This is a genomic window from Nocardiopsis sp. L17-MgMaSL7 (assembly GCF_003182025.1).
GTDB lineage: Bacteria > Actinomycetota > Actinomycetes > Streptosporangiales > Streptosporangiaceae > Nocardiopsis > Nocardiopsis prasina.
Genome location: NZ_QGTF01000012.1, coordinates 169,711 through 192,907 on the forward strand (window position 1 = coordinate 169,711; position 23,197 = coordinate 192,907).

A 23,197-nucleotide genomic window follows, 5' to 3' on the forward strand; every position below is an offset into this window, starting at 1 on the left:
GTCTCCGTTGGGTGCGGGCCTGGGTCAGCGTTCCTCGCGGAACTCGACGTGGCGGCGGAGCTTGGGGTCGTACTTCCTCAGGACCAGGCGGTCGGGGGTGTTGCGGCGGTTCTTCCGGGTCACGTAGGTGGTCCCGGTGCCCTCCGTCGACCGGAGTTTGATGACGGGCCGAACGTCGTTGCGTGCCATGGGCGCCTCCTCGGGGTGTCAGGCCTTTCAACCACACGATAACGGTTTTCATTCCCACTCGAACCACGCCCCCCAATGACGCCACCACGGAGCGCCACACGCCCGAATGCGCAGGAAAAACTACTTATTGTGATTACCTCATGACAAAGCGTGTTCACGAGCATTCGGCCGGAGGAGAACCATGGCGTCACAACACGGACCCAACCGTCGTCAGGTCCTGCGTGGCGGAGCGGGGCTCGGGGTCCTGACCACGGCCGCCCTGTTCGGCGACGCCTTCCGCCCCGCTATGGCCGCCCCCGACACCGGATCGGCCCCCACCTTCACCGGGGTGCCGGTCGCCCACACCGACGGTGTCTCCGTCCCTCCCGGGTACACCGCCCGCGTCCTGCTCCCCTGGGGCGCGCCACTGCACCGGGGCGTCCCGGCGTGGCGACCCGACGCCTCCGACACGGCGACGGAGGCCGCGCGCCAGGTGGGCACCGGCCACAGCGGACTGCGCTACGTCCCCCTGCATCCCGGCCACGACGGCGGGCGACGCGGACTGCTCGTACTCAACCACTCCTGGCTGGACCCGGTGCTGCTGCACGCGGACGGAGGGCGCTCGGCCACAGCGGCCCGCACCGCCAAGGAGATGGCCTCCCTCGGGATGACCGTGGCGCGGGTCGAACTCACGGACGGCCGTTGGCGGGTGATCGACGACGAACTCAACAGGCGACTCACCGCCACCTCCCCCACCACCCTGTCCGGTCCCCTCGCCGGGCACCGGAGCCTGGAGACCTCCGCCGACTCGGTCGGAGTCGTCGGCGGCACCGCGCACGCCACCACCCCCTGGGGAACCTGCCTGACCGGGGAGGACGCCATCGCCGACCTCTTCGGCACCCGGACCCAGGGCTGGACCGCCACCGAGTCCCAGCGCCGGTACGGACTCGGCCCAGGTGAGGCCTCCTACGGCTGGCATGTCCACGAGGACCGGTTCGACCTGGCCCGTGAGCCCAACGAGGCGCACCGGTTCGGCTGGACCGTGGAGATCGACCCGCTGGACCCTTCCGCGGCCCCGGTCAAGCACACCGCCATGGGCCGACTCGCGCACGGGGGCGCCGCCGTCTCCGAGTCACGGGGCCGGGCGGTGGTCTACATGAGCGACCCGACCCACCTCTACAAGTTCGTGGCCGAACGTCCCTGGCGGGACGCACAGAACGCCCGGGGCCCGGGTCCTTTGGACGAGGGAGTCCTCCACGCCGCCCGCCTGGGCTCCGACGGGCTGGGCAACTGGCTCCCCCTCGTCCATGGTCGTACTGGACTGACCTCGGGTGACGGATTCGCCGACCAGGCGGACGTGCTGCTGAGGGCACGTGAGGCCGCCGACGCCGTGGGGGCGACCGAGCTGCGGGGACCGGGGACACCCGCGGTGCACCCCGAGACCGGGACGGTCTACTGCACCGAGGCCTCCGGGGACGACGGCGGTCGTGTGCTGTCGTGGACCGAGGGCGCCAGCGACCACGGCGCCACCCTGTTCTCCTGGCAGGAGTTCGCGCGGGCCGGGGCACCGTCCGGGCAGGGACGGGAGGCGGCGGTCTTCGCCGCCCCGGGCGGGGTCCACTGCGGCGAGGACGGCCGGCTGTGGATCAGGACCGACGTGGTCCGGCTCGGCGACACCTCCGAGGGCGCGCGCGAACAGGTGGGCAACAGCGCACTGTTGTGCGCCGACCCCGAGAGCGGGGAGGTGCGCCGGTTCCTGACCGGCCCGCGTGGTTGCGGGATCGCGGGGACGGCGGCCACCCCCGACCAGCGGACCCTGTTCGTGACGGTGCAGGGGCCCGGTTCGGCGGTGGACCAGCTGGGCGCGCCCACGGTGGAGGATCCGCGCGCGGTGAGCAACTGGCCGGGGTTCGACCCGGTCGGCCGACCCCGGTGCGGGGTCGTGGTGGTGCGCAAGGACGACGGCGGGATCATCGGGACCTGACCCGGCCGCCGGAGGGACCGTCGGCCAGTTCCGTCGGCCGCGAGGCGGGCCCCCATCCACCAGGAGAAGGGGCGGCCGACGCTGACCAGGGAACAGACGGTCTCGGTGATCCGAGTCAGGCACGCACCAGCGCCTCCGGGGTGGGCGGTGCGACGAGCAGCTCCTCGGGGGCGGTCAGATACCAGGCCTCCAGGGTGAGTTCGCTGAGTTCCTCGAGGTCGACGCCGTCCAGGCGGACCACCACCCACCCGAACCCGCCCGCCGTGAACTGCTTCTCGAACACCTCGGGCCGTTCGGCGACCAACGCCGCCTGCTCGATCAGCGACTGCTTCAACCCCACCGTGGCGGTCAGCGGCCACAGGTAGCCGAAGGGCCGCCCTCGCACACGGAACGTCGTGTAGCGCTCCGAGTCCTGGTCATCACACTCGGGAAGCGCGCGCACCAACCGCAGGAACCGCTCGATCTCAACACCCATGAGATGAGACAACCACACGCCACCGACATCGGCACGGCCACCCGATTCGTCCGCGCCCGCCCCACCACCCCCGTGACAGAAGGCGCCCCGGCCCGTGGACTGGCACGGGCCGGGGCGCGACGTGTCTCAGCACACCCTCATCAGCGGATGTTGACGTCGACGCAGGCATAGAAGGCGTTGCCCGTGTCAGCCACGTTCCAGCGGGCGAGGACGGTCTGGCGTCCGCTGTAGCCCGAGAGGTTGACGTTGTGGCTGAAGTTCGCCGGCGGCCGGGCGCCGTTGTCGTTGAAGCTGGCGATCCGGTTGCCGTTGATGAAGTACTCCCACGTGGAGGTGGAGTGCGCGGCGGTGATCGTCCAGCTGAAGGTGGCGTTGGTGCTGACGTCCGAGACGCGCCAGCCGTAGTTGTTGTTGTCCAGCTCGGAGAAGCGCGAGTTGCCACCGGAGCAGCTCATCAGGCCCTTCGGGCCCTCGACGCTCTGCGGCTCCCAGCGGATCTGACCACACTCGACCACACCGGCCGCGCACTGGGCCTGCCGGCTCTGGGGGTTGGAGATGTAGCCGTGGGCGCTCGCCGTCCCGGCGGGCATCAGGGTGAAGAGGAGGGCGGTGGCGGCGGCCACGGCGGCGGTGGAACGGAGCTTGGGGAACTTCATCAGGTCTCGCCCTTCTGGGGATCACGAACACCCGGAGCGCGCCGGGGTCGTCGCGGGGGACCCGGGCCGTTCTCGGGCCCAGGACGGCTCGGTTCGCGTCCATGGGGTCGAACAATTCCCTGTGTTCGCGAGGATCGGCGCCTACAGGAATTCGGAATTCTCGGTCATTCCTCAACCTGTTGCCGAGCAGAGTAAGCAGCGCGTAATTCGCCCGTCAAGACCTCTCCCAGCCTTGGAACCGGGTACCAGAATCCGGTTTCTCCACTGGTACTGACAGGACCGCATCAGAACGAACCCCCAAACTGGAAAGACTCTTATCAGATCTGCGACTGGTCTACTGAAAACCCTGCGGTATTCTCTTCCGGGATCACCTTCGACAACAGTGAGAACTGTCCTCGAAGACAGATTCCCTTCCCTTCGCCGGAAGCGTCCCACCTCGACACCACCGGCACCGGGAGCCCCGGAGGACGACACGCCCCCGGCCTCCCCCTCGGCCGCACCCACCTCCCGTGCGACGGCCGATCCACACGGCAGGTGACCGCTCCCCACGACGCTTCGACGAAGGAACACCTCATGCCCGACCCCACTGTCACGCGGAGGTCAACGCCCCCTCCGCACCGCTCCCTCCTCGTTCTCCTGGCGGCGATCTCGGTGCTCCCCGTGACGGTGCACCTTCCGGCCCTGCCGGAGATCGCCGCCGCCTACGGGACCAGCATCGCCCTGGTCAACCTCTCGATCGCCGGGTACGCGATCGCCACCGTGACGGCCGAAGCGGCCTCCGGAGCCCTGTCGGACCGGTACGGCCGCCGCCCGGTCGTGCTCGTCTCCGTCACGGTCTTCACGTTCGCCTCCCTCGGCTGCGCGATGGCGCCCACCATCGAGATCTTCCTCGTCTGCCGAATGTCGCAGGCAGCGATCGCCGCGTGCTTTCCCGTGGCGATGGTCGCCATCAAGGAAACGTCGCGCGGTGACGACGCCGTTCGGAGAATCGGATTCGCCGGAATGGGTTGGGCACTCGCACCCATGCTCGGAACCATCCTCGGCGGAACTCTCGACGATCTCTTCGGGTGGCGCTCGATCTTCTTCGTGCTCGCGGTCATCGGAGGATTGGTTCTCCTGGTGTCAATGCGACACATGACGGAGACGTCCATCCGTTCGGACGCGCCCGGTCGTGATTTCCCGTCCGCGCTCCGGCGCATTCTGGCCTCACCGCGTTTTTGGACCTACTCCCTCTGTATGGCCTGCTCCATGGGCACCCTCTACGTCTTCCTGGGCGGCGCTCCACTAGTCATGGACCGGGACTTCGGTGGTTCGGGGGTCGCCCTCGGCCTGTACATGGCCATGATTCCCGGCGGGTTCGTCCTGGGCAGCTACTTCGCTGGGACCCTCGGCCCCCGTGTGTTCCGCGCCCGTCTGCTCGTCCTGGCGCGCTCCCTCACCTGCGCGGCCCTCCTCGCGGGCCTGGTGATCGCTGTGACCTGGGACCTCCACCCACTGGCCCTCTTCGCCTCCTGCGCGTTCGTCGGGGTGGGCAACGGGCTGACCACCCCCGTCGTCAACACGGCGGTGATGTCCGAGCACGAGGCCCTGGCCGGCACCGCGCTGGGCGTGTCCGCCGCGGTCTCCATCGGCGGTGGTGCGTTGGTGTCCTCCCTGGCAGGCCCGGCCCTCAGCGATATCGACTCCGCCAGCGCCCTGCTCCTGCTCCTGCTGGCACCAGCAGCACTCGCGCTGGTCGCCGCGATCCTCGCCGCAGTCGCCGACCGGACCACCACCGGCGAGTGACCCGGCTCCCACAGGTCGTGAGGAGAGTTCCAGCGGTTCGGCCGAGCCCCACGCAACCCTCCCTCCGTGTCGCCGCACCCTGCCCACTGGCGCGGGCCGGGTAACGGGCAGTTCGCCCCTTGGCCGAAAGTTGCCAACGTCTCCTCCGGCATTGCCTTCCGTGATCACTCGGGTGATTCTCGGAACAGCCGACCGGATCGGAGCTCAACGCGTGCCGGACGACGACCGACACACACGGGACCGAGTACGCACCCTGGACCCCCTCGACATCGCACTACGCGAGCGGGCGAGGAAGCGTCGCGAATCCGGAGCCTCTCCGGACCAGTTGACGATCCCCGAAGCCGAGGTCCGGCCCCCGTTGAGGAGGACCCTGGACACGATCCTGGAGAAGCTCGGGAAACCCGACCTCGACCACGCCGCCCGGCGCACGCGGAAGCTGGCCAGGACCCTGAGGGACGACGGCCCGGAGAGCCTCGACCTGTGCGCCGGCCACCGCAAGTCGGGCACGCAAGCCCTTGTCGACCAGGCGATCGGCACCGTGCTCGCCAGCTGCACCCCGGAGGATCTCATCGAGGCCGACGAGGGACTGGCCCTGCGGATCGGCGAGGAGTTCGCCCGCGGAGCAATACGCCGCTACGCCCTGGACCGTGTCTCACCGTTCACAGGGGACTACGGCCCGGACGCGCAGGACGCACTGGACCTCCTCGAACTGGCCGACCTCACCTTCACCTCGACGATCCTGCGCGGACTGGTCAGTGACCTCATGCGCTGACCTCCCTTGGAGCCCCCGTGCCACGCGAAGCGACCACCAGGGTCACCTACTCTTCCGACCTCGAACCCGAACTGAGGGCGTTCGACCAGGACACCGAAATCCTCAAGGTCATCCCCGAGTTGATCGTCGACTACCTGGACGAGGACCACCTGGCAGCGGACCTGTGGACGATCGCCGCGACGGCCTTCGCCGTCGACCGCAACCTTCGACGCCCGGCACTGAACTCGTGGCGCAAGGGCCAGGAGTGGCACCGAACCATCAGCACCACCTTCCCCGTACGGAACCCCGCGTGGTGGGCCCAACGCACGGCTGACGTGGAGGCTCCACTCAACTGGCTGACCGCCGACACCTGGCACATCGAGTTCACACAGGGCGGGCCGGTCCCGAACCAAGCGTCCCTGTTCAGCAACGCGGAGCTCCACCTCGAGGGCGCGACGGCGCTCTTCTCCGGCGGGCTCGATTCGGTGTGCGGCATCATCGCCGACCTCGAGGAAGAAGGCGATCCCCTCCACGCCATCTCCGTCAGCACCAACAACCGCATGGAGAACCAACAGAAGCGCGTCCACGACACCCTCCGGAACGCGGATTCGCGACTGCGTTCCTGGAGCCCCTTCAGGCTCCAGGTCCGACTGAGCAACCGAGAGAGCACCGCTCGTTCACGGGGATTCGTCTTCCTGACCGCGGGGGTGCTCTCCGCGATCGCGCGTGGCACGAACTCGCTCCGCCTCTATGAGAACGGCCCGGGGGCGCTCAACCTGGCGCTGTCTCGGGGCCAGGTCGGCGCCCAGGCAGCGAAGGCGGTCCACCCGAAGACCCTGCGGTACATGGAACATCTCGCCAGGGCGGTCACCGGGGACAGCGAGTTCCAGATCGAGAACCGGGCCTTCGAAAGGACCAAAGCCGAGATGGTCCGACGGGTTCCCGCACACTTCGACGGGGCCCTGGCCGCCTCGGTCTCCTGCGACACCGGCTTCTCCCACCACGAAGGCGGCGATGCCCCTGCTCACTGCGGCAGGTGCAGTTCCTGTGTCCTCCGTCGCCAGGCCCTGGCCGCGGCCGGGCGGAACATCCCCACATCGGTCAGGGGTGTTCCCCGACGCAAGGACGACCACCCGAGGCTCATGGCGTGGCAGGTCGCGCGGCTGCGCCACGTTCTCCGCGACGGATTCGACTGGGCGCGCATGGTTCGGGAGTTCCCCGACATCGTGTGTGACCCGCGCTCGTTCCTCCCCGAGCGCCGCGAGGTCCTGCTCCGGGTGTTCACCGAGTACGCCAGTGAGTGGGACCTCCCGGCGGTGATCAAGGAGTTCGCCGAGGAGTGACCGTCATGGGTGAACGCCGGACGAAAGACTGGCAGTCCTCGATCTCGGTTCTCCCTTCTTCGAGTGAGCACGCACACAAGGCCGATCCAACCATTCGTACCCGACGACTTCATAACCTCACGATCCCGGACCTCCTCCCAGAAGAACTCCCCGCGCGGGCCGTCGAAGCGACCACTGACAAACAGAAGTCGAGCATGGGAACCCAGTTCCTCAAGTACATATGCTGACCAGCGGAGATATCACCCCGCACCCGAATGGAACACGATCGACCTGCTGCGTGGCCGGGACTCCCGTACAAGTGGGAACATCGAGCACACAGTTCTTCCTGGTGTTGGAAGCCCTGCGCAATGGCCGCGAGTCTCAGGTGCTTAAGGCTCTCGGTGAAATCGACTTACACCGCGGTGATACCTTGGCGAATCGACACACTGGGTATCACCTGACACACCCCCAAGGAGCACGAGTGAACCCGCCTGGGCCGCGCGATCCCGCCAGCTATTCCGCTCAGGAACTGGCCGACCCCCGCATCGACTCGATGACCCTGAGGCAGATCGGCGCCGTGCGCCCGGATCTGTGGCGGCTGATCCACGACCACCCGAATTGCGACAGGGAACTCGCCGAATACATTCGGCGGAACACCCCTCCCGCGGTCCAGCCGCAGGGGCCTCAGCAGCCCACGGGCCACCAGCAGCAGCCACCGCACGGTTTCCAGCCACCTGGCGCGCACCCGCAGGGCCCGGCGCCGCACGGAGGCCAGCCGGGCCAGGCCTCACAGGGCGCGCAACAGATCGCCTCGGGGGCCAAGGAACTGGCCAAGGGGGCCAAGACCTACTTCACCACCACCGTCGCCCCCGCGGCCGTGGGCGCGGCCCAGACCGTCAGTCAGCGGTCCGGCCAGGCACCTGGGGCCGTGCACTGGTCCATCTGGTTCCGGTTCGCGATTCCCGCGCTCGCCCTCGTCGCCATCATCTCGCTGTTTCTGCCGCTCGCATCCTTGTCGTACAGGGGGTACTCGGAGAGCTTCAACTACTTCTCCCCGGAGGCCCCCGACGGCGAGGGGGCGATCATGCTCACCTTCTTCGTAGTGGTCATCGTCTTCGGCGTCGTGTCACTGGTGACGGGGAAGAAGTGGGCCCTCATCACCGCGGCGGTCATCGCCATCATCGCCGGGCTCTTCGGCACGATCAACGGCCTCGGCACCGCTTCCTCCGTCAACAACCAGGGCATCGGCTCCGTCGGCGCCGGGGCGATCTTCCTGGGGCTCTCAAGCCTGGCACTGGTCGCCTCCGCGATCGTCACGCTCCTGCCCCAGAAGCAGCAGCCCGCTCCCCCACAGTTCTGAGAGGTACCAGAGCCCCTCGCCTCAGCACGGGTGAGGACGAGCGGACCGACGTGTCCTCCGGCGTCGCCGGGGGACACGTCGTCGTCCCGGTGGTTCAGCTGGCCGAGCGAAGGAACGGCGGACTGAGCAGGGTCGCCTCCCCCTTGCGGTAGAGGGCTGCCGGTCGGCCGGTGGCCTGGGGGCGCTGGTCACCGGTGGCTTCCAGGAACCCCTCGGCTCTGGTGGCTCTTCGCCGGAAGTTGCTGGGGTCCAGCGCACGACCCCACACGACCTCGTAGACGTTGCGCAGTTCGGGCAGGGTGAAGGGTTCGCGGCAGAAGGTCGTGGCCACGGTGGTGTACTCCAGGGTCCGTCTCGTGCGCTCCAGCGCGTCCGCGACGATGCCGGCGTGGTCGAAGGCCAGCGCGTCGCCTTGGTCGAGGAGGTCGGGTACGGCCGCCCAGTAGGCGTGAGCGGCGTCCGTACCGCCCTCGGGGGTGGGCAGGTTCGGTCCAAGAGCGAGGTAGGCGACCGTGACGACCCTGCCCCGCGGGTCCCTGCCAGGGTCCCCGTAGGCACCGAGCTGTTCCAGGTGCAACAGGGCGCCGTCGATCGCGGTCTCCTCCAGGAGTTCCCGGTGGGCGCCCTCGTCCAGGGTCTCGTCCGCGCGCACCCGCCCTCCGGGCAGGGCCGCGCGCCCCTGGTAGGGCTCGGTCCCCCTTTCCACGAGAAGCACCATCAGCCTGCCCTCCCTGATGGTGAAGATGGTCAGATCCACGGTCACCAGCGACAACGCGACCCCCGTGGACCCCTTCAGCCGGTCATCCACCGCATTCTCCTTAAAGGTCATCTTGACTTCAACCCGCCTTCCTGATTAAGGTCACTGTGACCATTATCCCCCAGAGGCAGGGATCCGCATGACCGCCGTCCACACGGAACCCGACAGGGACGTCCCCACAGAGAAACCCACCGGAGCCACCCGTCATCTGTGCACCGGCGTCTACGTTGACGAGAAGTTCCGTGATCTCGTCATCAACGAGATCTGCACGACCCCCTACCGCCGTGTGGCCCCTTCCTACGGCTTCGACCACGTCCCCGTCATGCGCCACGCCTGGTGGGCCACCCACCTGCACGCGCTCCTCCGGCTCACCATGCTGGCAGCGGTCGTCGCCCCCTTCCTCCTGGGCCACACGGTGGCGGCTGTGCTGACGGCGAGCGGGCTCACGCTCCTGTTGCTCCTGCACCACGCGATCGCCCTGTCCACCGTGATCGCCCGCACCGAGGATCCGCTGGCCCCCCGGCGCAGGAACAGGAAGCGGAAACCCACTCTGAGGATCCCCACCGCGCGTGACCTGCGAATCATGGGCGAGGTCCGCACTCTCAAGAGGGTCGGGCTCGCGGGCCTGGCCGTCGGGGGCACCATGATCGTCCTGGTGTTCTCCTTTCACACGCAGGCCATGATCGCGGGGTACGCGGGAGCCGCCGTCCTGGGTGTCGCGGTGTTCGTGGGCGTCGTCAGTCAGCTACGCGTCAACCGCGTCCACAGGCCCGGAGTCGGACTACGACCGAGGCGTCTCACGAAGCGGGAGACGGTCGTCGCCGAGCAGCAGAAGCATCCCTGCGTCGTCTACCGCCGTCCGGCGCACCAGGGGAAGGAGGAGAAGGAGGACAGCCCCCTCTTCACGCTCTTCGGTGACGAGTCACCCTTCGTCGGCGCGGGCGAGCTCATACACCAGTGGAACCCACCGATGGGCATCCAGCTCCTGCGCCCGGGAGGGGACACCCAGCCCCTCCATGAGCGGGAACACCGCCACCCTCCCTTCCGGACCGACGAACTCATCGATCACCTGCGCGAGGCAGTCCTCCAGCTCCGCGACGACGAGGAGGACGTCCGACTCCCCGTGGACGTGCGGGACCGGGTCTTCGTCGCGTCCACGGACGTTTCCACCGACCGCTCCCTGATCGGCAGGGTCGACCCGCTGAAGATGCGACGCCTCATCAACGCGCAGAGCCCCACCCACCAACACTTCCTCGAAGTGAGCGTCCCGGACGCGGGTTCCGAGCTGGTGGCCACGGTCCTCCTGCATGCCACCCTGCGGGGGCGCACCCTCAACCTCTTCTTCGCCGCCTGCGCCCTGACCCGGACCCCGGACAGTTTCCGGAAGGCCGAGGAGTTCGGCCAGCACGGCAAGCGGGCCGTGGCATGGGCCGCGTTCAGGGCCCTGCGCGGGCTCCCGCGTGAGACCACCGACCTCTGGCGCGTGGTGCGCTACCCCGCCCTCCTGGCCAAGGCCCTCTTCATGTACCGGCGAGAGCTCACCCTCTCCCCCATCCGCAACGTCTGCATCGGCAGCCGTCTCAGCATCCGCCAGGAGCGCGCTCAGGAATGGAGCAAGGTCCAGCTGGACAAGACCCAGGTCCTCAGCCACATCAAGAACGTCGAGCTGCGACTGCTCAAGGCCACCAGCGACTTCCTCCACTCTCGGGGGGTCGACATCTCCGAGTTCGACGATCGCGCGATGCAGATCATCAACAGCGGCATCGTCAATCTCGGCGGCACCAACGACATCAGCAACAACAACCTCGGTGACGGAACCCAGGTCAACAACCACGGCCCCCAGCAGGGGCCGGGAACTTCACAGAACGGAGACCAGACGTGAACAACCTCCCGAACAACAGCGGCATCGTCAATTTCGGCGGCACCAACGACATCAGCAACAACAACCTCGGTAGCGGAACACAGGTCAACAACCACGGGGTGTCGCCGTCTTCTCCCCTCTCTGCTGTGGACACCCGGCCTGTGGAGGAGAAACCACAGAGCTGGGACGTCGGGGTGGTCACCTTCCTGTCCAAGGAGATGCGGGCGGTCACCGAGCAGCTCGGACTGAGGAGCAGGGAGAAGATCGACGGGCTGTTCTTCTCCACGGGAAAGGTCACCACCGACGCCGGTACCGTCTCCGTCGTCGCGACGCAGACCCACAGCCCCGGTCAGCGATCCGTGATGTCCGCTCTGGACCACCTGCGACGCCACTTCTCCCCTCGCCTGTGGATCCTCGTCGGCATCGGGGGTGGGCTGCATCCCGAGTACGCGCGCATCGGCAACGTCATCGTCTCCACCCGGATCGTCTACTACGACTCACGCAAGATCAGGGGCGAGGGCGACGCCCAGAGGAGGGGCGAGGAACGGCAGGCCCCCGCCCGGATCGTGCACGCGGTGAACGTCTACTTCACCGACCGGGGCGAACCGGCGATGATCCGCGGTCAGGCGGACGGTCACCGCAAACGGACCTTCGAGGTACACCCGGGGCTCATCGGCTCAGGTGAGGCGGTCATCGCCGATGGTGACAGCGACGTCCACCGCTTCCTGGAGGGCTACAACGACAAGGTCCTGGCGGTGGACATGGAGTCCGGCGGGCTCAGCCAGTACTGGCAGGAAAACTCCGTGGGTGAGGAGCCCAACCCCGACTGGGTGGTGGTACGGGGTATCTCCGACAACGCCGACCAGGAGAAGAACGACGACGGCCATGACCTGGCCGCACACAACGCGGCCCACGTGGTGAAGGAACTCCTTCCCTACCTGTGCTGAACCGCGCGGCTCCGTCCCGCTGGTCCGCCCCGCGACGAAGGGATCCCCATGACCGCCTTCCTGCTCGGAGTGCTCAGTTCGCTGCTGGCCACCGTACTCGTCCTTGTCGCAGGGTGGTTCCGCGTCGGCAGACCACGCTGGTGGCTCGTGGGCCTGCTCTCCCGGCTCACGGGTACCGGTATCACACGGCTGTACGGGCGGCAGGGGTCCTCCGAGGCGGACCTGGCGCGGGATCTGGCCCGGGCCCGGTGGGTGAAGGTTCTGGTGGGGCGGGGCAACGTGCTCACCAGGGACACCTTCGCCCCGTTGTGGTCGGGCTCCCCCACTCCCGTCCAGGTACTGTTACCCGACCCGGACTCGGCCTCGGGCTCCTGGCTGGCCAACCGGGGGACGGACCTGGGTCACACGGATCCTGGTTTCGGGCCGGAACTGTTACGGGCGCAGGTCAGAGTCAACATCGACTACCTGGACCGAGTCGGCCGCCGCAACCCCGCTCTGGATCTGCGCCTGTTCGACCTGCCCAACACCTTCCGGATCATCGCCACCGACACGGGCGCCTATCTCACCTTCTACAGCAGGTACGAACACGGCCGCCACTCCCCCTGCCTCCATCTGACCTCCTCGGGAACGCTGTACGACGCGGCCCTCGGACTGTTCGAGTTCGCATGGGCCAACAGCGCGGCCGCACGTGGTGGCGACGGGTGAGGAGGACCTGGGCGGAGAACCACCTTTCCACGGCCTGCGGAGCTTCTGGGCCGGGTCGTTTCCAGAGGGGTGAAACCCTGGAAACGACCCTTTTTTAATGGATTGCGTCCGAGTTCGTTGTTCTGTGATCTTGGTTCCACAGGGTTCGGAAATGGTTCTGGAATTTTCCAGGATCGGGGTCCGAAACCCTTTGGGTACTCCAACCACGGGAGTCCTTGCGATTCTCGGGGAAGTCCCATCCTCCCAGGCGCTACTCGCGACGCGGAGGTTGGGACGTGCGGGGCGCCTGGTGGCTCGGGTGCCCTGTGGGGTCCCGATCCAGGCGGGGCCCATCCGGTCCTTGAGCCCCGAGTTTCTCCCGCAGATTCCCGAGTTGGCACCCCCGTCGCGCAGCGACGGGGGTCAGCGGTTTTCTGGGCCCCGCGGGGTCACCGGTATCCGCAGCACGGAGGCCTGCGGGGGCGTGGCACCCGGAGACGGCCCGGACACTGGAGGGGCGCTGCGACACTCGGCGGGTTCGGGGGCGGCGAAGAGGCGACGAGGCGTTCGGTGAACTGGCCGGGGGTCGACAGGAGGGCGAGCACGAGCAGGCCGGAACAGGGGGCGAAGTGTCGCATGCGAACAGCTTCACAGTCGGGTCGTGCCCGCGTGACTACTTCGCGTGACGACTGGTGGCCGGTTCAGGTCAGGTACCGCAGGTGTGGAATCGGCTATTAGGTGGAACACACCAGTGCGCTGACACGCCCCTTTGCGAATGATCCGGACGCTAACGGGACGATTCCGCGACTAAGTGAGAAGCTCCAGCAGTAGGACGACCAGTCCGATGCCCACCATCGCGATCAGAATGAAGACGCAGCCCACGTTCCCCGTGGGGCCGGGATCGCGCGTGGGTCCCCGGCGGATGTCGTTCCTCCCGCGTCCGGGCTTGCGCTTCTTCTTTCGGGCGGCCACGTGTTCCGTCCTCGGTCCGGGGGATGTCGAAGGCAGAGCCTGTCACGAGGGCCGGGCACGGAGCAAGCGTCCCCGGTCAGACGGTTTCGCGCTCCTCGGCGTCGCTGGGTGCCCGCCGCGCCCAGAAGGTGGCCACCGCCGCTCCGGACAGGTTGTGCCAGACCGAGAACAGCGCACCAGGCAGCGCGGCGATGGGCTCGAAGTGGGTGGTGGCCAGACTCGCGGCCAGACCCGAGTTCTGCATACCGACCTCCACGCTGACCGCGCGGCGGGCGGAGTCGGGCAGGCGCCCGAAGTACCCGACGAGGTAACCGAGGAACAGACCCAGGGTGTTGTGCAGGATGACGGCCAGTGCCAGGAGCAGACCCGTGGTCAGCACGGCGTCGGAGTTGGCGCCGACCACGCCCGAGACCACCAGGACGATGCCGGTCACCGAAACCAGCGGCATCAGGGGCAGGATCGGGACCACGTAGCGGTCGGCGAACAGGCGCAGCAGCAGACCACCGACGACGGGGAGCAGCACGACCTGGAGGATGGACAGGAAGAGGTCACCGGCGGAGATCGGCAGGGTCGATCCGGCCAGCCCCAGGACGAGCAGGGGCGTAACGAAGGGCGCCAGCATGGTGGAGATGGACGTCATCGCCACTGAAAGCGCGACGTCTCCGCGAGCGAGGTAGACGATCACGTTCGACGCGGTGCCACCCGGGGAGGCGCCGACCAGGATCATGCCGACCACCAGCAGCGGCGGAAGCCCGAACGCGTGGGCGATGCCCCAGCCCAGCAGCGGCATGACCGTGTACTGGGCGGCCACACCGAGGAGGACCGCCTTGGGGTGCTTTGCGACGACGGCGAAGTCCTGGGGCCTCATGGTGAGGCCCATGCAGAACATGATCACACCGAGCAGCAGGGACACGTGCGGGGTGATGAGGGTGGTCTGCTCCGGGACGAGCAACCCCACGACGGCCCCGGCGAGCACCAGGACCGCGAACCACCTGCCGACGAAATCGGCGACCTTCTTGACGACCGTCATCGTGTACTTCTCCCCCACGTTCGCCCACGTCGCGGGCGCGATGACGGAACACTACTCCCCCGAGCCGTCCGTTTTGTCCACCGGGGGTCACCGGGCCGCCAGGTCCTCCAGCAGGGCGGAGTCCACTGACTCCTCGAAGACCACCGTGCCTCTCTCCCGCATGGCCACGGCGAGGGCGGGGTCCCAGGGCGTGAAGCGTTCCGTCCCTCCGAGCTCGCGGGTTTCGGTGGGAACGTGGCCGGGGTGGTCGACGGTGGACATGCGCCGGGAAGCCTCGCGGGTCCGGGCCAACAGGGACCGGAGCCGGGAGCTTCGGAAGACCTCCAGGTCGTCGTGCGCGCTCACGCTGATTCCTCCAGGAGCGTCCCCTCCGTGGGCTGGGGCACGTAGCGGGTGGGGGTGATGCCGAGGAGTTCCGCGGCGAGTTCCTCGTTTCCGGCGAATCCGGCGTCCGCGTCCAGGGTCTGCTCGCCGTCCCAGAGCATGAGCAGGGCCGAGACGGTGTGGCTGGCCTTGTCGTGGTGCATGTCGTAGTGCGCGGCCATGGGCACGGTGTCGTAGTGCACCCACAGGTCGTGGCCGGTCATGAACATGTCCAGGTCGAAGGTCACGGTCAGGCCCATGAGTTCGGGCTTGTAGCGGTCGTCGATACCCGCGAAGGCCTCGTCCAGCGCGACCACCCGGGGGCAGGTGGGCGCCGCCGAGGAGTACAGGGCGTTGGCCGCCGCGAACAGGGGCAGGTGGATGGCGGCGGACTTCTCGCCGCCGGACATCTGCTCGTGCTTGTTCTTGGTGAGCGTGACCTCGTCCTTGCCGGGCTCGGCCAGGCGCAGCTCGAACCGGTACCAGTCGCGGTAGTCCAGGACCGCCGCCAGGACCTGCTTGTGGCTGGCCCGGGGGTGGGTGGCGTGGTAGTCGCGGATCATGCGTCGAAGCACGCCCCGGAGCTCCCCCAACCCTCGGGGGCCGAGCCCGGCGCCGTCGCGCCGCACGAGTTCGGTGGCCAGGCGCTGTGGCTCGGAGAGACCGTCGGAGCGCGACCACCGGATGCCCACCCGGGTGCCGGAGGACATAGGCCGGGCGCGGGTGTCGCGGTCCATGGCGCGGACCAGCTGCTTGGCGGCGCGGACGCGGTCGTGGACCTGCTGGGCGATCCCGCCGAGGAGCTCGTCCTCCAGCACCCCCTGCTCCTCCTCGCGCAGGAGCGCGCCCTGTTCCTCGACCCGTTCGGCCACGGATCTGGCGAAGGAGGAGACGGGGTTGCGGCCGTTCTCGTCGTTGACGTGCACGGTGACCAGGCCACTGGGGCCCACCTCGTGGTCCACCCGGTACCCCTCGGCGTCACCGCCGAGCGCCTCCTGGAAGGTACGCAGGGCCTGGGACATGCGGTTTCCGGCGTTCCTGAGTTCGGTGTCGCCGACCTCCTTGCCACCGACCGCCTCGGTGAAGGCGTCGAGCAGGGTGGCGGCAGCGCCGGGCAGGACCTCGCGGACGGTGGTGGCCTCGCCGGTGAGCAGGGTCCGTGCCGCTTCCTCGGGGTCGGGCCACTGGTCGGGCAGCGGCCAGGTGCCGGTGGCCTGGACACCGACGATCTCGCGCACGGTGGGCTGGGTGAGTCCGGAGAAGGCGGCGGCGTGCTCGAAGAGGGTGGTCAGCTCCCGGGCGAGGGACTGCCGACCGCTGTCGCGGAGGGTCTCGGAGCGCACGGCGAGGTCGTGTTCTCGGGCGGCCTCCTGCTCGGCCTTCTCCTTGCGCGCCTGGACGTCGCGGAGCTCCCCCTGGGCCCGTTCCAGCTGGTCGAGGAGTTCACGGGCCGGGGCGTCGACGGACGCCTCCAGGGTCGCCAGTTCCTCGGCCTCGCGCTGGTGGTCGCCGCGGCTCCGGTCGAGTTCGGCGCGGTCGCCCTCGAGCGCCTCGGTCAGCCGGGTGACGGTGTCCTGGCGCCCGGTGAGGTCGTTCTGGTACTCGGCGATGTCCGCACGGGTGGTGTGCAGCTTCCGGGCGGTGTCCTGGAAGGTCTGCGCCGCGACCGCGACGGCGTCGACGTCCTCCCGTCGCGTGGGCATGGCGCGCTCGGCGGCGGTGGCGCGGACCTGGCGGCGTTCGGCGTCGACCTGGGCGATGGCGGCGTCGAGGTCGCGTCGGGCCTCCGCCCGGGCGGAGCGGGCCGACGCCAGGAGGGTGGAGTGGCGTTCGAGGGCGCGCAGTGCCCTGGCCACGCCGGTGGCGTCGGGCAGGTCCGCTCGGGCGCGGTCGAAGTCCTTGAGGAGTTCGTGGGCGCGGGCGAGCCGTTCTCCCAGTTCGGTGTGCCGGGTGGAGAGGTCGGCGATGCGGGCGTCCTGGGCGGCCAGGCGTTCCCGGCGGCGCTGGGCGCGGTTGGTGGCGCCGATGAACTCGGCGGCGGGTTTGGGGTGGGCGCCGGTGAGCGGGCCCAGCCGGAAACGGGCGCCCGTGTCCACCCCGAGGTCGGCGAGGGGTTCGGCCCCACCGAAGGGGATCGAGGCCAGGACGCTGGCGATGGTGTCCGTGGGGACATGGTCCTGGGTCTCGGGGACGAGGACGTCGGCGAGGGTCGTTGCGGTGGTCTCCCGCGTACCGGGAAGCAGGTAGGCGTCCGCTTCGCCGAGTTCCAGGGCCCGGCGGGTCTGCTCGGGGTCGGGGTGGATCCAGGCGGTGAGCAGCCCGGCGGCGTGCAGGGCTCCCTCGACGGCGGCGCCGTGGTCGTCGGAGAGGTGGTCGGCGAAGCGGACCAGCTGCCAGAGCGGTGCTCCGGGACGCTCGTCGCGCGGGGCGGGGCGTAGGGGGTCGGCCGGTGGCGCGTCGTCGCGTTCGGCGGCGATGTGGTCGCGTTCGCGGCGAGCGGAGGCCAGCTCCTCGCCCAGGCTGGTCTGTTCGGACTCCAGGGCGTTGGCCTTGGTGGCGGCCCGCACCTGCTGGTCGTGCAGGTGTTCGTTGAACACCTGGGCGAGGGTGGGGGTGCCCGCCTCCCCGTAGCGTTCCACGGTCTCCCGCAGGGCCACGAGGGTGTCCGGCCCGGCGATCTCCCACCGCGCGGACCACACGTCCAGGGCCTCGGTGGTGGCGCGGCGGAGTCCGACGAGCTCTTCCTCGGCTTCGGCGCACGCTTCCTCCTGCCCGGAGAGGGTGTCCTCGGCCCGGGCGGCGGTGGTCTCGGCGCGCGTCCGGCCGTCCTCGGCGCGGTCCTGGGCGGCGAGCTGTTCGCGAACGGCCCGGACGTCGTCGAGCCGGGCGCTGGCCCTGGCCCTGGCGGTCTCGGGCAGGTCGTCGCCGGTGTCCGCATCCCCCTCGGCGTCGTGGACGATCCCGGACCCTTCGGCGGCGGCCGTGAGTTCGGTGCGCAGCCGCTCGGCCAGGGCCCGCTCGTGTCCGACCCGTTCGGCGACCCGGGCGGCCTCACCGCTCAGGCGGGAGATCTCCTCCTCCTGGGCCGCCACGCGTGCCTGGCCGGTGGCGATCTGACGGGCGAGCTTGTCGTTGCCCTCCCTCCTGACCTGGAGGGCCTGCTGGTCGCGCAGGGTCTCGTGCTGGCGCAGGGCCGCGCACTGGGCATCCAGGCGCGCGGCGTCCTCGGCCAGTTCGGTGACGCTCTCGCGGGCCTGGTCCCGCGCGGCGGTGGCGCGGTCGAGCTCATCGGCCGCCTCGGCGACGGTGCGCGCGTGGGTGTCGGCCTGCTCAGTGGCGCCCGCCACCCTGGACAGGCGGTGCCGGGCGTTGGCGGTCAGGTAGTCGGCGTAGACGCCGGTGAAGGTGCGGGCGGCCTCGTGGGCGGCGGTGGCGCTGGCGAAGCGGCGCTGCACGGCGGCGAGGTTGGCGAAGTCCCGGGCGGCCTGGTCGACGAGGGCGTCGTCCAGGGGGCTGAGCCCGCCGGTGAGGGTGTGCGAGACCTTCTCCGGGTCCAGGTCCTTGGCCAGCAGGGGGCGGCGCAGGGCCAGCAGGAGGTCCAGGAGCTGGACGTAGCGCTCCCCCAGCCCGAACAGGCGCGCGTCGACGGCCCGGCGGTAGTCGGCGGCGGTGGCGTGGTGCGCCGTCTCGCCGAGGGCGGCCTTGAGCTGGCGTTCGGTGAGCGGGCGCCCGTCCGTGGAGAGCAGCCCGAAGTCCACGCCCAGGCGCTGGTCGGTGACGAAGAAGGAGGGGTTGACGCCGTCGCGGTGGCGGTGCGCGCGCATGCCGATGACCAGGGTGACGGTCTCGGTCCCCTCGTCGTCGCCGTCGGCGGCGCGGGCGAACTCCATCCACACGTAGCCGTGGTTGGACTCGTCGCCCCGGTACAGCAGATTGGACTTCATGGTGCGGTTCTGGCCGCTGAAGGGGTCGAGCCTGCGGGCGTCGGTGTAGCCGTCCAGGACGAAGGGGAACAGCACCTCCAGCGCCTTGGTCTTGCCCGAACCGTTGTGGCCGCGCAGGACGAGGCGGCCGTCCGCGAAGGCGAACTCCTCGTCGACGTAGTCCCAGACGTTGACGACTCCGGCCCTGCTGGGCCGGAAGCGGTCGCTCCTGCGGGTCATGGCGCGGTTTCCTCGGTTCCTTCGGTCTCGGGCGGGGCGGGGGGCGTGTCGTCGGGGTCGGTCGGGGGTGGCTCGTCAGCCGGTTCGTCGGCCGGTTCGATCGGGCCGAACGGCAGCAGTCCGGTGTCGGGGCGTTCGGGCAGGGCGCCCCGGATGTTGCGGTAGCGCAGCGCGGCGGGGGTGACCAGGACCCCGCCCGGTAGCGGTCTGACCAGGTCCAGGTCGGTGAGCAGGGCCAGGGCGGCGTCGAGCAGGCCGTGCGGGTCCTGCTGCCAGGTCGCGGTGAAGGAGGCGGCGCCGAACTCCTCGAAGAGATCGGCGACCATGTCCTCCAGGCGTTCGCGCTCCACCAGCGGCAGCGATGCGGGCTCGGCCACCGTCGTGGTCCGGTCCGTCTCGGCCCAGGCCAGCTCGGTGACGACACCCGCCCGGGGAACCCCGGCGTCGATCCGGGCGACCAGCTCGGGGTGCTCGTGCAGGGGGCCGGGGGCGGTCAGGTGGCCCAGCGCCGCCCAGGACTCCTCGAAGTGGGTGGCGATCTGGGCCAGCAGCAGCCCGGCGGTGCGGGTGACGGCGCCGCCGCGGCCCGGGAAGGCGCGGTCGGTGAAGGTGCCGGAGGCGTCCGCCAACAGGACACCCTCGGCGCGGCGTTCCAGCTTGGTTCCGGTGAGGCGGGCCACCTCCTCGGCAGGTCCCCTGCCGCGCAGGGCGGCGGCCACCTCGGGCTCGACGTCCGCGTAGTACACCACCGGGTACTCCAGCAGCAGGCGGCGGGCGCGCTGGGCGGCGCGTTCGCGCGGGGCGTCCGGTCCGAGCGGGTCGCTGAGCAGGCCGGAGGCGCTGTTCAGGTGCTGGATGGGGCGCGTGGGCCGGAAGAGGACCTCGCAGATCTCGTGGTCGATGTCGAAGAGCGCGTCCCCCTGGTCACCACCGCGGGCCCACGCCTCGACGGAGCCGTCCGACAGGTGGAGGGCGCCCCGGTCCAGCAGCCAGTGGGCGACGTCGACCAGCGCGGCCTTGTGGGTGGAGTCGGTGGGGTCGTAGCCCAGGCCCTCGATCTCGTTGGCCGAGGGGGTGAACCCCCGGACGAGGTCGCCGAGGCTGATCTCGACCTGTGAGCGCTGGAAGGCGGCCAAGAGCAGGCACAGGTAGGCCAGGCGGCGGCGGTCGAAGGGCCTGCCCTTGCGGGCGAACTCCTGGCGCTGGGTGGGGTCGAGCAGGTCGAGTTCGCGGACCAGGCGGACGTGGTCGGTGGTGGCCACGAGGGTGTACCCGAACAGGGCGCGCAGGTCCTCGGTCATCTGGTCGGCCCAGTACAGGACCTGGTCCAGCACGCCGGGGCGCGGCCGCGACGCGGTGATGACGTCACAGGTGAGGACCTTGCGGACGGCCTGCTGGTAGGAGCCGAGGTCGACGGTCTCGACACGGGGCCGGGTGTGCCGGGTCATCGGTTCCCCTTCCTGGTGCTCGTCCGGGCGGCGCGGGGGGCGAGTTCCACCCGGAAGCCGGGGAGGTGGATCCGGCCCTGCGAGGTGAGCACGCTACTGCCCCGTTCGTCGCGGATCAGCTTGATGAGGGTGCCCGCGTCGTCGGCGGTCGCGGACTTCAGCAGGCCGACGACCGCCGGTGACGTGTCCCGTTTCGCGTACGACACCGAGCGCGACTCCAGGGCCTTGGTGACCAGACGCAGCAGCACCTTGGTGTCGCTCTCGTCGAGGACGCGCTGGTGGGCGCCCTCACTGATCAGGCGCGCGGCGGAGGCGCGTTCGGCCTCGCGGTCCTCGGACTGGCGTCGGCGCAGTTCGGAGCGGGCTCCGGTGTCCCTGCGGACCGGTTTGGGGACCCCGTGGGTGGGCGAGCGGTCACTGCGGAACAGGGTCACCGACACCTCGACTCCGGCGGCGTCGTGCCAGGAGTCGGTGGGCGCGAACTCGTCGCCGTCCTCGTGGGCCACACCGAGGTGGCGGGCGGAGCGGGTGTTGAACGCGGCGCCCATGAGGGCGTGGGCGGACCCGTCGTCGGGGGTGTCGAACACCCAGGCTGCGAGGTGGCGCAGCTGGGTGGAGCGGTTCACGCCGCCGCGCTGGGCCTCGGTGATCTGCCGCAGGAGGGCCACGACCCCGGAGACGGCGGAACGGGTGGCCTGCCCGAGTTCGGCGGCGCGGGTGGGCGCGCCGCTCTCGGAGGCGAACCAGGCGCGCACCGCCCACCAGCGGCGGGACCAGTCCTCCAGGCGTTCGGTCCTGTCCATGAAGAGGCGTTCGTCGGCCTCGGCGGCGCGGGAGAGCAGGGTGGTCAGGCCGGTGGCCTCGACCTCGTGGACGGCCCTGTCCAGGCGGGGCAGGTAGCGGTCCAGCTCCGCCATGAAGTCGGACATGTGGACGAGGAGGGCGTTCTTGTGGCGCAGGAACACCTCGGAGGACGCCTCGGTGGAACGCAGGATCTCCCCGAGGGTGACGTGGAACTGGGCGGAGCGCCGTCCCATGTCCTCCATCACCGTGTCCAGTCGGGACAGACGGCGGTAGACGTCCTCGACCCGTCCGGTGCGGTTGGCCTCGGCCAGTGCCCCGAGGTCCTCCAGGACGTCGGAGAAGACCAGGCGGGAGAGGTTGACGTCCTCCACTCGGGCGCCCAGGAGGTTCTCGACAGCGTGGTAGGCGCGGTATCCGAGTTCGCTGAACTGGTAGACGGACTGCCGGTTGCGGTAGCTGGCCAGGGTGCCCGCGCGGGAGGCGTCGTCGAAGCGGTGCAGCACCCCGTCCGAAGCGAGTTCGTCGAGCCGGTGGCGCAGCCCCTGGGCGGGGACCTCCGGCGCCTCGGTGTGGGCCGCGGCGAGTTCGCGCAGGGTGGCCTCAACCTCGTCCGCCCCGACCTGGACCTGGTGGACCTCGCGCAGGCGGTCCACCGAACGCAGGATCCACAGGTAGGTGACGTGGTCGTCGCGACGGGTGAAGTTGAACAGCCGGAAGCGGTCACTGACCGCGAGAGCGTCCAGATCCAGAGCCCTGCGCTCGGCCACCGCCGCACCCCCGTGTCCTCGTGGCCGGTCCCGCACCCCCGTGTGCGAAACCGCGACTGGGACATTGTCGCAGCGACCGGAGACGGTCCGGTCCGCGCTCGTCGGGCCGGGGTGGCCGGGTGGGGTCACCGTGTGGAGGAGGGCGATCACCCCGTGCAATGATGTGCCCCGGTATGTCCCCCACCCCCCAGGGAGAAGCGTGAGTGTGCGACAGCGTCGGCGCGGACGGCGGCGATGGGCGCGGAGGTTGCGGGGCTCGCTGCCGCTGGCGGCGGTCGCCCTCCTCCTGGCGTTCGGGTGGGTGTTCGACAACGCCGACAGTCCGGGTCTGTGGCTGGTCGGCGGCCTGGTGGCCGTGGTCGCGGCGACCGGCCTGGGCTGGTGGGCGTGGTCCCGTGCCCGCCTTGCCAGGGAACGGTGGATCGTCGCGCGGACGGGGATCGCGGGGATCGACACCATGACCGGGACGGAGTTCGAACACCACGTGGCGCTGCTGCTGCGCACCAACGGATACACCCGGGTGGCGGTGGTCGGCGGCGCCTCGGACGGGGGCGTGGACCTGCGGGCGCAGACCCCCGACGGCAGGCCGCTGGCCGTGCAGTGCAAGCGCTGGCGCAAGCCCGTGCCGCCCAACGAGGTGCGGGCCTTCCTCGGGGCGCTGGCCGGGGGCCACCAGGGCTACCTCGGGATGTTCGTCGCCTCGAACGGGTTCACCAGGGAGGCCGCTCGTGAGGCCGGGGCCGGGATGGTCCTGGTGGACCGGCACGCCCTGGGTCTGTGGATGGCCGGGGAGCGCGCCCCGGAGCTGCCGCCCCGCTGACACCTGCCCTGCGTTGGGATCGGCGGGGGACGGCCGCCCGTGGGGGCGAACGGCCCGCCACGGTGATGGACACCTGGTCG

At 69.9% G+C, this 23,197-nt stretch carries 19 protein-coding genes; 9 read left to right on the top strand and 10 right to left on the bottom strand.

The genetic code is table 11. The features are described 5' to 3' along the window. Positions 1 to 24: 24 nt before the first annotated feature. Positions 25 to 189 carry a 50S ribosomal protein L33 gene (gene rpmG / locus BDW27_RS20870; RefSeq protein WP_017547047.1) on the bottom strand — a complete coding sequence of 55 codons (165 nt, stop codon included), beginning with the start codon at positions 187 to 189 and terminating at the stop codon, positions 25 to 27. Positions 190 to 370: 181 nt separating this feature from the next. Here rpmG and BDW27_RS20875 point away from each other — a divergent pair, with 181 nt between their 5' ends. Then, positions 371 to 2,152 (top strand): PhoX family phosphatase, encoded by a 1,782-nt coding sequence (locus BDW27_RS20875; protein ID WP_110051187.1) that lies wholly within the window; start codon positions 371 to 373, stop codon positions 2,150 to 2,152. Between the two features lie 115 nt (positions 2,153 to 2,267). On the opposite strand, the gene BDW27_RS20880 is transcribed toward BDW27_RS20875, so the two are convergent. Further along, positions 2,268 to 2,627 carry an MmcQ/YjbR family DNA-binding protein gene (locus BDW27_RS20880; protein WP_110051189.1) on the bottom strand — a complete coding sequence of 120 codons (360 nt, stop codon included), beginning with the start codon at positions 2,625 to 2,627 and terminating at the stop codon, positions 2,268 to 2,270. Positions 2,628 to 2,767: 140 nt separating this feature from the next. Continuing rightward, positions 2,768 to 3,283 (bottom strand): lytic polysaccharide monooxygenase auxiliary activity family 9 protein, encoded by a 516-nt coding sequence (locus BDW27_RS20885; protein WP_017547044.1) that lies wholly within the window; start codon positions 3,281 to 3,283, stop codon positions 2,768 to 2,770. Positions 3,284 to 3,856: 573 nt separating this feature from the next. Here BDW27_RS20885 and BDW27_RS20890 point away from each other — a divergent pair. The 4 genes from BDW27_RS20890 to BDW27_RS20905 all read left to right on the top strand — a co-directional run bounded on the left by BDW27_RS20890 (position 3,857) and on the right by BDW27_RS20905 (position 8,501). Then, positions 3,857 to 5,068 carry an MFS transporter gene (locus BDW27_RS20890; RefSeq protein WP_110051191.1) on the top strand — a complete coding sequence of 404 codons (1,212 nt, stop codon included), beginning with the start codon at positions 3,857 to 3,859 and terminating at the stop codon, positions 5,066 to 5,068. Positions 5,069 to 5,279: 211 nt separating this feature from the next. Then, the gene (locus BDW27_RS20895; protein WP_233515861.1) at positions 5,280 to 5,840 is read left to right on the top strand and encodes a hypothetical protein; all 561 of its coding nucleotides are present in this window, start codon (positions 5,280 to 5,282) and stop codon (positions 5,838 to 5,840) included. Between the two features lie 17 nt (positions 5,841 to 5,857). Next, on the top strand, positions 5,858 to 7,162 hold the full coding sequence (locus BDW27_RS20900) for a 7-cyano-7-deazaguanine synthase (RefSeq protein ID WP_110051194.1): 1,305 nt from the start codon (positions 5,858 to 5,860) through the stop codon (positions 7,160 to 7,162). A 460-nt stretch (positions 7,163 to 7,622) separates the two neighbouring features. Beyond that, the gene (locus BDW27_RS20905; protein ID WP_110051196.1) at positions 7,623 to 8,501 is read left to right on the top strand and encodes a hypothetical protein; all 879 of its coding nucleotides are present in this window, start codon (positions 7,623 to 7,625) and stop codon (positions 8,499 to 8,501) included. Positions 8,502 to 8,595: 94 nt separating this feature from the next. Here the strand turns inward: BDW27_RS20905 and BDW27_RS20910 are convergent, their stop codons facing one another. Next, a complete protein-coding gene (locus BDW27_RS20910; RefSeq protein ID WP_017547039.1) occupies positions 8,596 to 9,309 on the bottom strand; it encodes an NUDIX domain-containing protein in 714 nt (237 codons plus the stop codon). Positions 9,310 to 9,397: 88 nt separating this feature from the next. Between BDW27_RS20910 and BDW27_RS20915 the strand changes: the two genes are divergently transcribed. From BDW27_RS20915 to BDW27_RS20925, 3 genes are read left to right on the top strand one after another with little or no spacing between them, the layout of a single operon-like run. Continuing rightward, entirely contained in the window at positions 9,398 to 11,140 is a 1,743-nt protein-coding gene (locus BDW27_RS20915; RefSeq protein ID WP_017547038.1) for a hypothetical protein, read from the top strand. Next, positions 11,137 to 12,066, top strand: coding sequence for a 5'-methylthioadenosine/S-adenosylhomocysteine nucleosidase (locus BDW27_RS20920; protein WP_110051199.1), 930 nt, complete (start codon positions 11,137 to 11,139; stop codon positions 12,064 to 12,066). The genes BDW27_RS20915 and BDW27_RS20920 overlap by 4 nt, the downstream gene beginning before the upstream one ends. Positions 12,067 to 12,114: 48 nt before the next feature. Then, a complete protein-coding gene (locus BDW27_RS20925; protein ID WP_110051201.1) occupies positions 12,115 to 12,771 on the top strand; it encodes a hypothetical protein in 657 nt (218 codons plus the stop codon). Between the two features lie 786 nt (positions 12,772 to 13,557). Here BDW27_RS20925 and BDW27_RS27570 read toward each other — a convergent pair. The 6 genes from BDW27_RS27570 to BDW27_RS20950 form a co-directional block, all read right to left on the bottom strand. Beyond that, positions 13,558 to 13,722 (bottom strand): hypothetical protein, encoded by a 165-nt coding sequence (locus BDW27_RS27570; protein ID WP_017547035.1) that lies wholly within the window; start codon positions 13,720 to 13,722, stop codon positions 13,558 to 13,560. A gap of 76 nt (positions 13,723 to 13,798) precedes the next feature. Then, entirely contained in the window at positions 13,799 to 14,752 is a 954-nt protein-coding gene (locus tag BDW27_RS20930; RefSeq protein WP_110051203.1) for a bile acid:sodium symporter family protein, read from the bottom strand. Positions 14,753 to 14,839: 87 nt separating this feature from the next. After that, positions 14,840 to 15,097, bottom strand: a complete 258-nt coding sequence (locus BDW27_RS20935; RefSeq protein ID WP_233515862.1) for a DUF2399 domain-containing protein — start codon at positions 15,095 to 15,097, stop codon at positions 14,840 to 14,842. After that, positions 15,094 to 19,278 carry a TIGR02680 family protein gene (locus BDW27_RS20940; protein WP_110051204.1) on the bottom strand — a complete coding sequence of 1,395 codons (4,185 nt, stop codon included), beginning with the start codon at positions 19,276 to 19,278 and terminating at the stop codon, positions 15,094 to 15,096. The genes BDW27_RS20935 and BDW27_RS20940 overlap by 4 nt, the downstream gene beginning before the upstream one ends. Further along, positions 19,275 to 20,726 (bottom strand): DUF2398 family protein, encoded by a 1,452-nt coding sequence (locus BDW27_RS20945; protein WP_110051206.1) that lies wholly within the window; start codon positions 20,724 to 20,726, stop codon positions 19,275 to 19,277. The genes BDW27_RS20940 and BDW27_RS20945 overlap by 4 nt, the downstream gene beginning before the upstream one ends. Beyond that, complete coding sequence (locus BDW27_RS20950) at positions 20,723 to 22,297, bottom strand: TIGR02677 family protein (protein ID WP_017547030.1); 1,575 nt, start codon at positions 22,295 to 22,297, stop codon at positions 20,723 to 20,725. Before BDW27_RS20950 ends, BDW27_RS20945 begins: the two co-directional genes overlap by 4 nt. 205 nt (positions 22,298 to 22,502) lie before the next feature. Here BDW27_RS20950 and BDW27_RS20955 point away from each other — a divergent pair, with 205 nt between their 5' ends. After that, complete coding sequence (locus BDW27_RS20955) at positions 22,503 to 23,117, top strand: restriction endonuclease (protein WP_233515867.1); 615 nt, start codon at positions 22,503 to 22,505, stop codon at positions 23,115 to 23,117. Positions 23,118 to 23,197 lie beyond the last annotated feature (80 nt).

Bases quoted from the DNA above. Each gene is read 5' to 3' on its own strand.
- rpmG (WP_017547047.1), bottom strand. From the start codon at position 189: ATGGCACGCAACGACGTTCGGCCCGTCATCAAACTCCGGTCGACGGAG.
- BDW27_RS20875 (WP_110051187.1), top strand. From the start codon at position 371: ATGGCGTCACAACACGGACCCAACCGTCGTCAGGTCCTGCGTGGCGGA.
- BDW27_RS20880 (WP_110051189.1), bottom strand. From the start codon at position 2,627: ATGGGTGTTGAGATCGAGCGGTTCCTGCGGTTGGTGCGCGCGCTTCCC.
- BDW27_RS20885 (WP_017547044.1), bottom strand. From the start codon at position 3,283: ATGAAGTTCCCCAAGCTCCGTTCCACCGCCGCCGTGGCCGCCGCCACC.
- BDW27_RS20890 (WP_110051191.1), top strand. From the start codon at position 3,857: ATGCCCGACCCCACTGTCACGCGGAGGTCAACGCCCCCTCCGCACCGC.
- BDW27_RS20915 (WP_017547038.1), top strand. From the start codon at position 9,398: ATGACCGCCGTCCACACGGAACCCGACAGGGACGTCCCCACAGAGAAA.
- BDW27_RS20925 (WP_110051201.1), top strand. From the start codon at position 12,115: ATGACCGCCTTCCTGCTCGGAGTGCTCAGTTCGCTGCTGGCCACCGTA.
- BDW27_RS20930 (WP_110051203.1), bottom strand. From the start codon at position 14,752: ATGACGGTCGTCAAGAAGGTCGCCGATTTCGTCGGCAGGTGGTTCGCG.
- BDW27_RS20940 (WP_110051204.1), bottom strand. From the start codon at position 19,278: ATGACCCGCAGGAGCGACCGCTTCCGGCCCAGCAGGGCCGGAGTCGTC.
- BDW27_RS20945 (WP_110051206.1), bottom strand. From the start codon at position 20,726: ATGACCCGGCACACCCGGCCCCGTGTCGAGACCGTCGACCTCGGCTCC.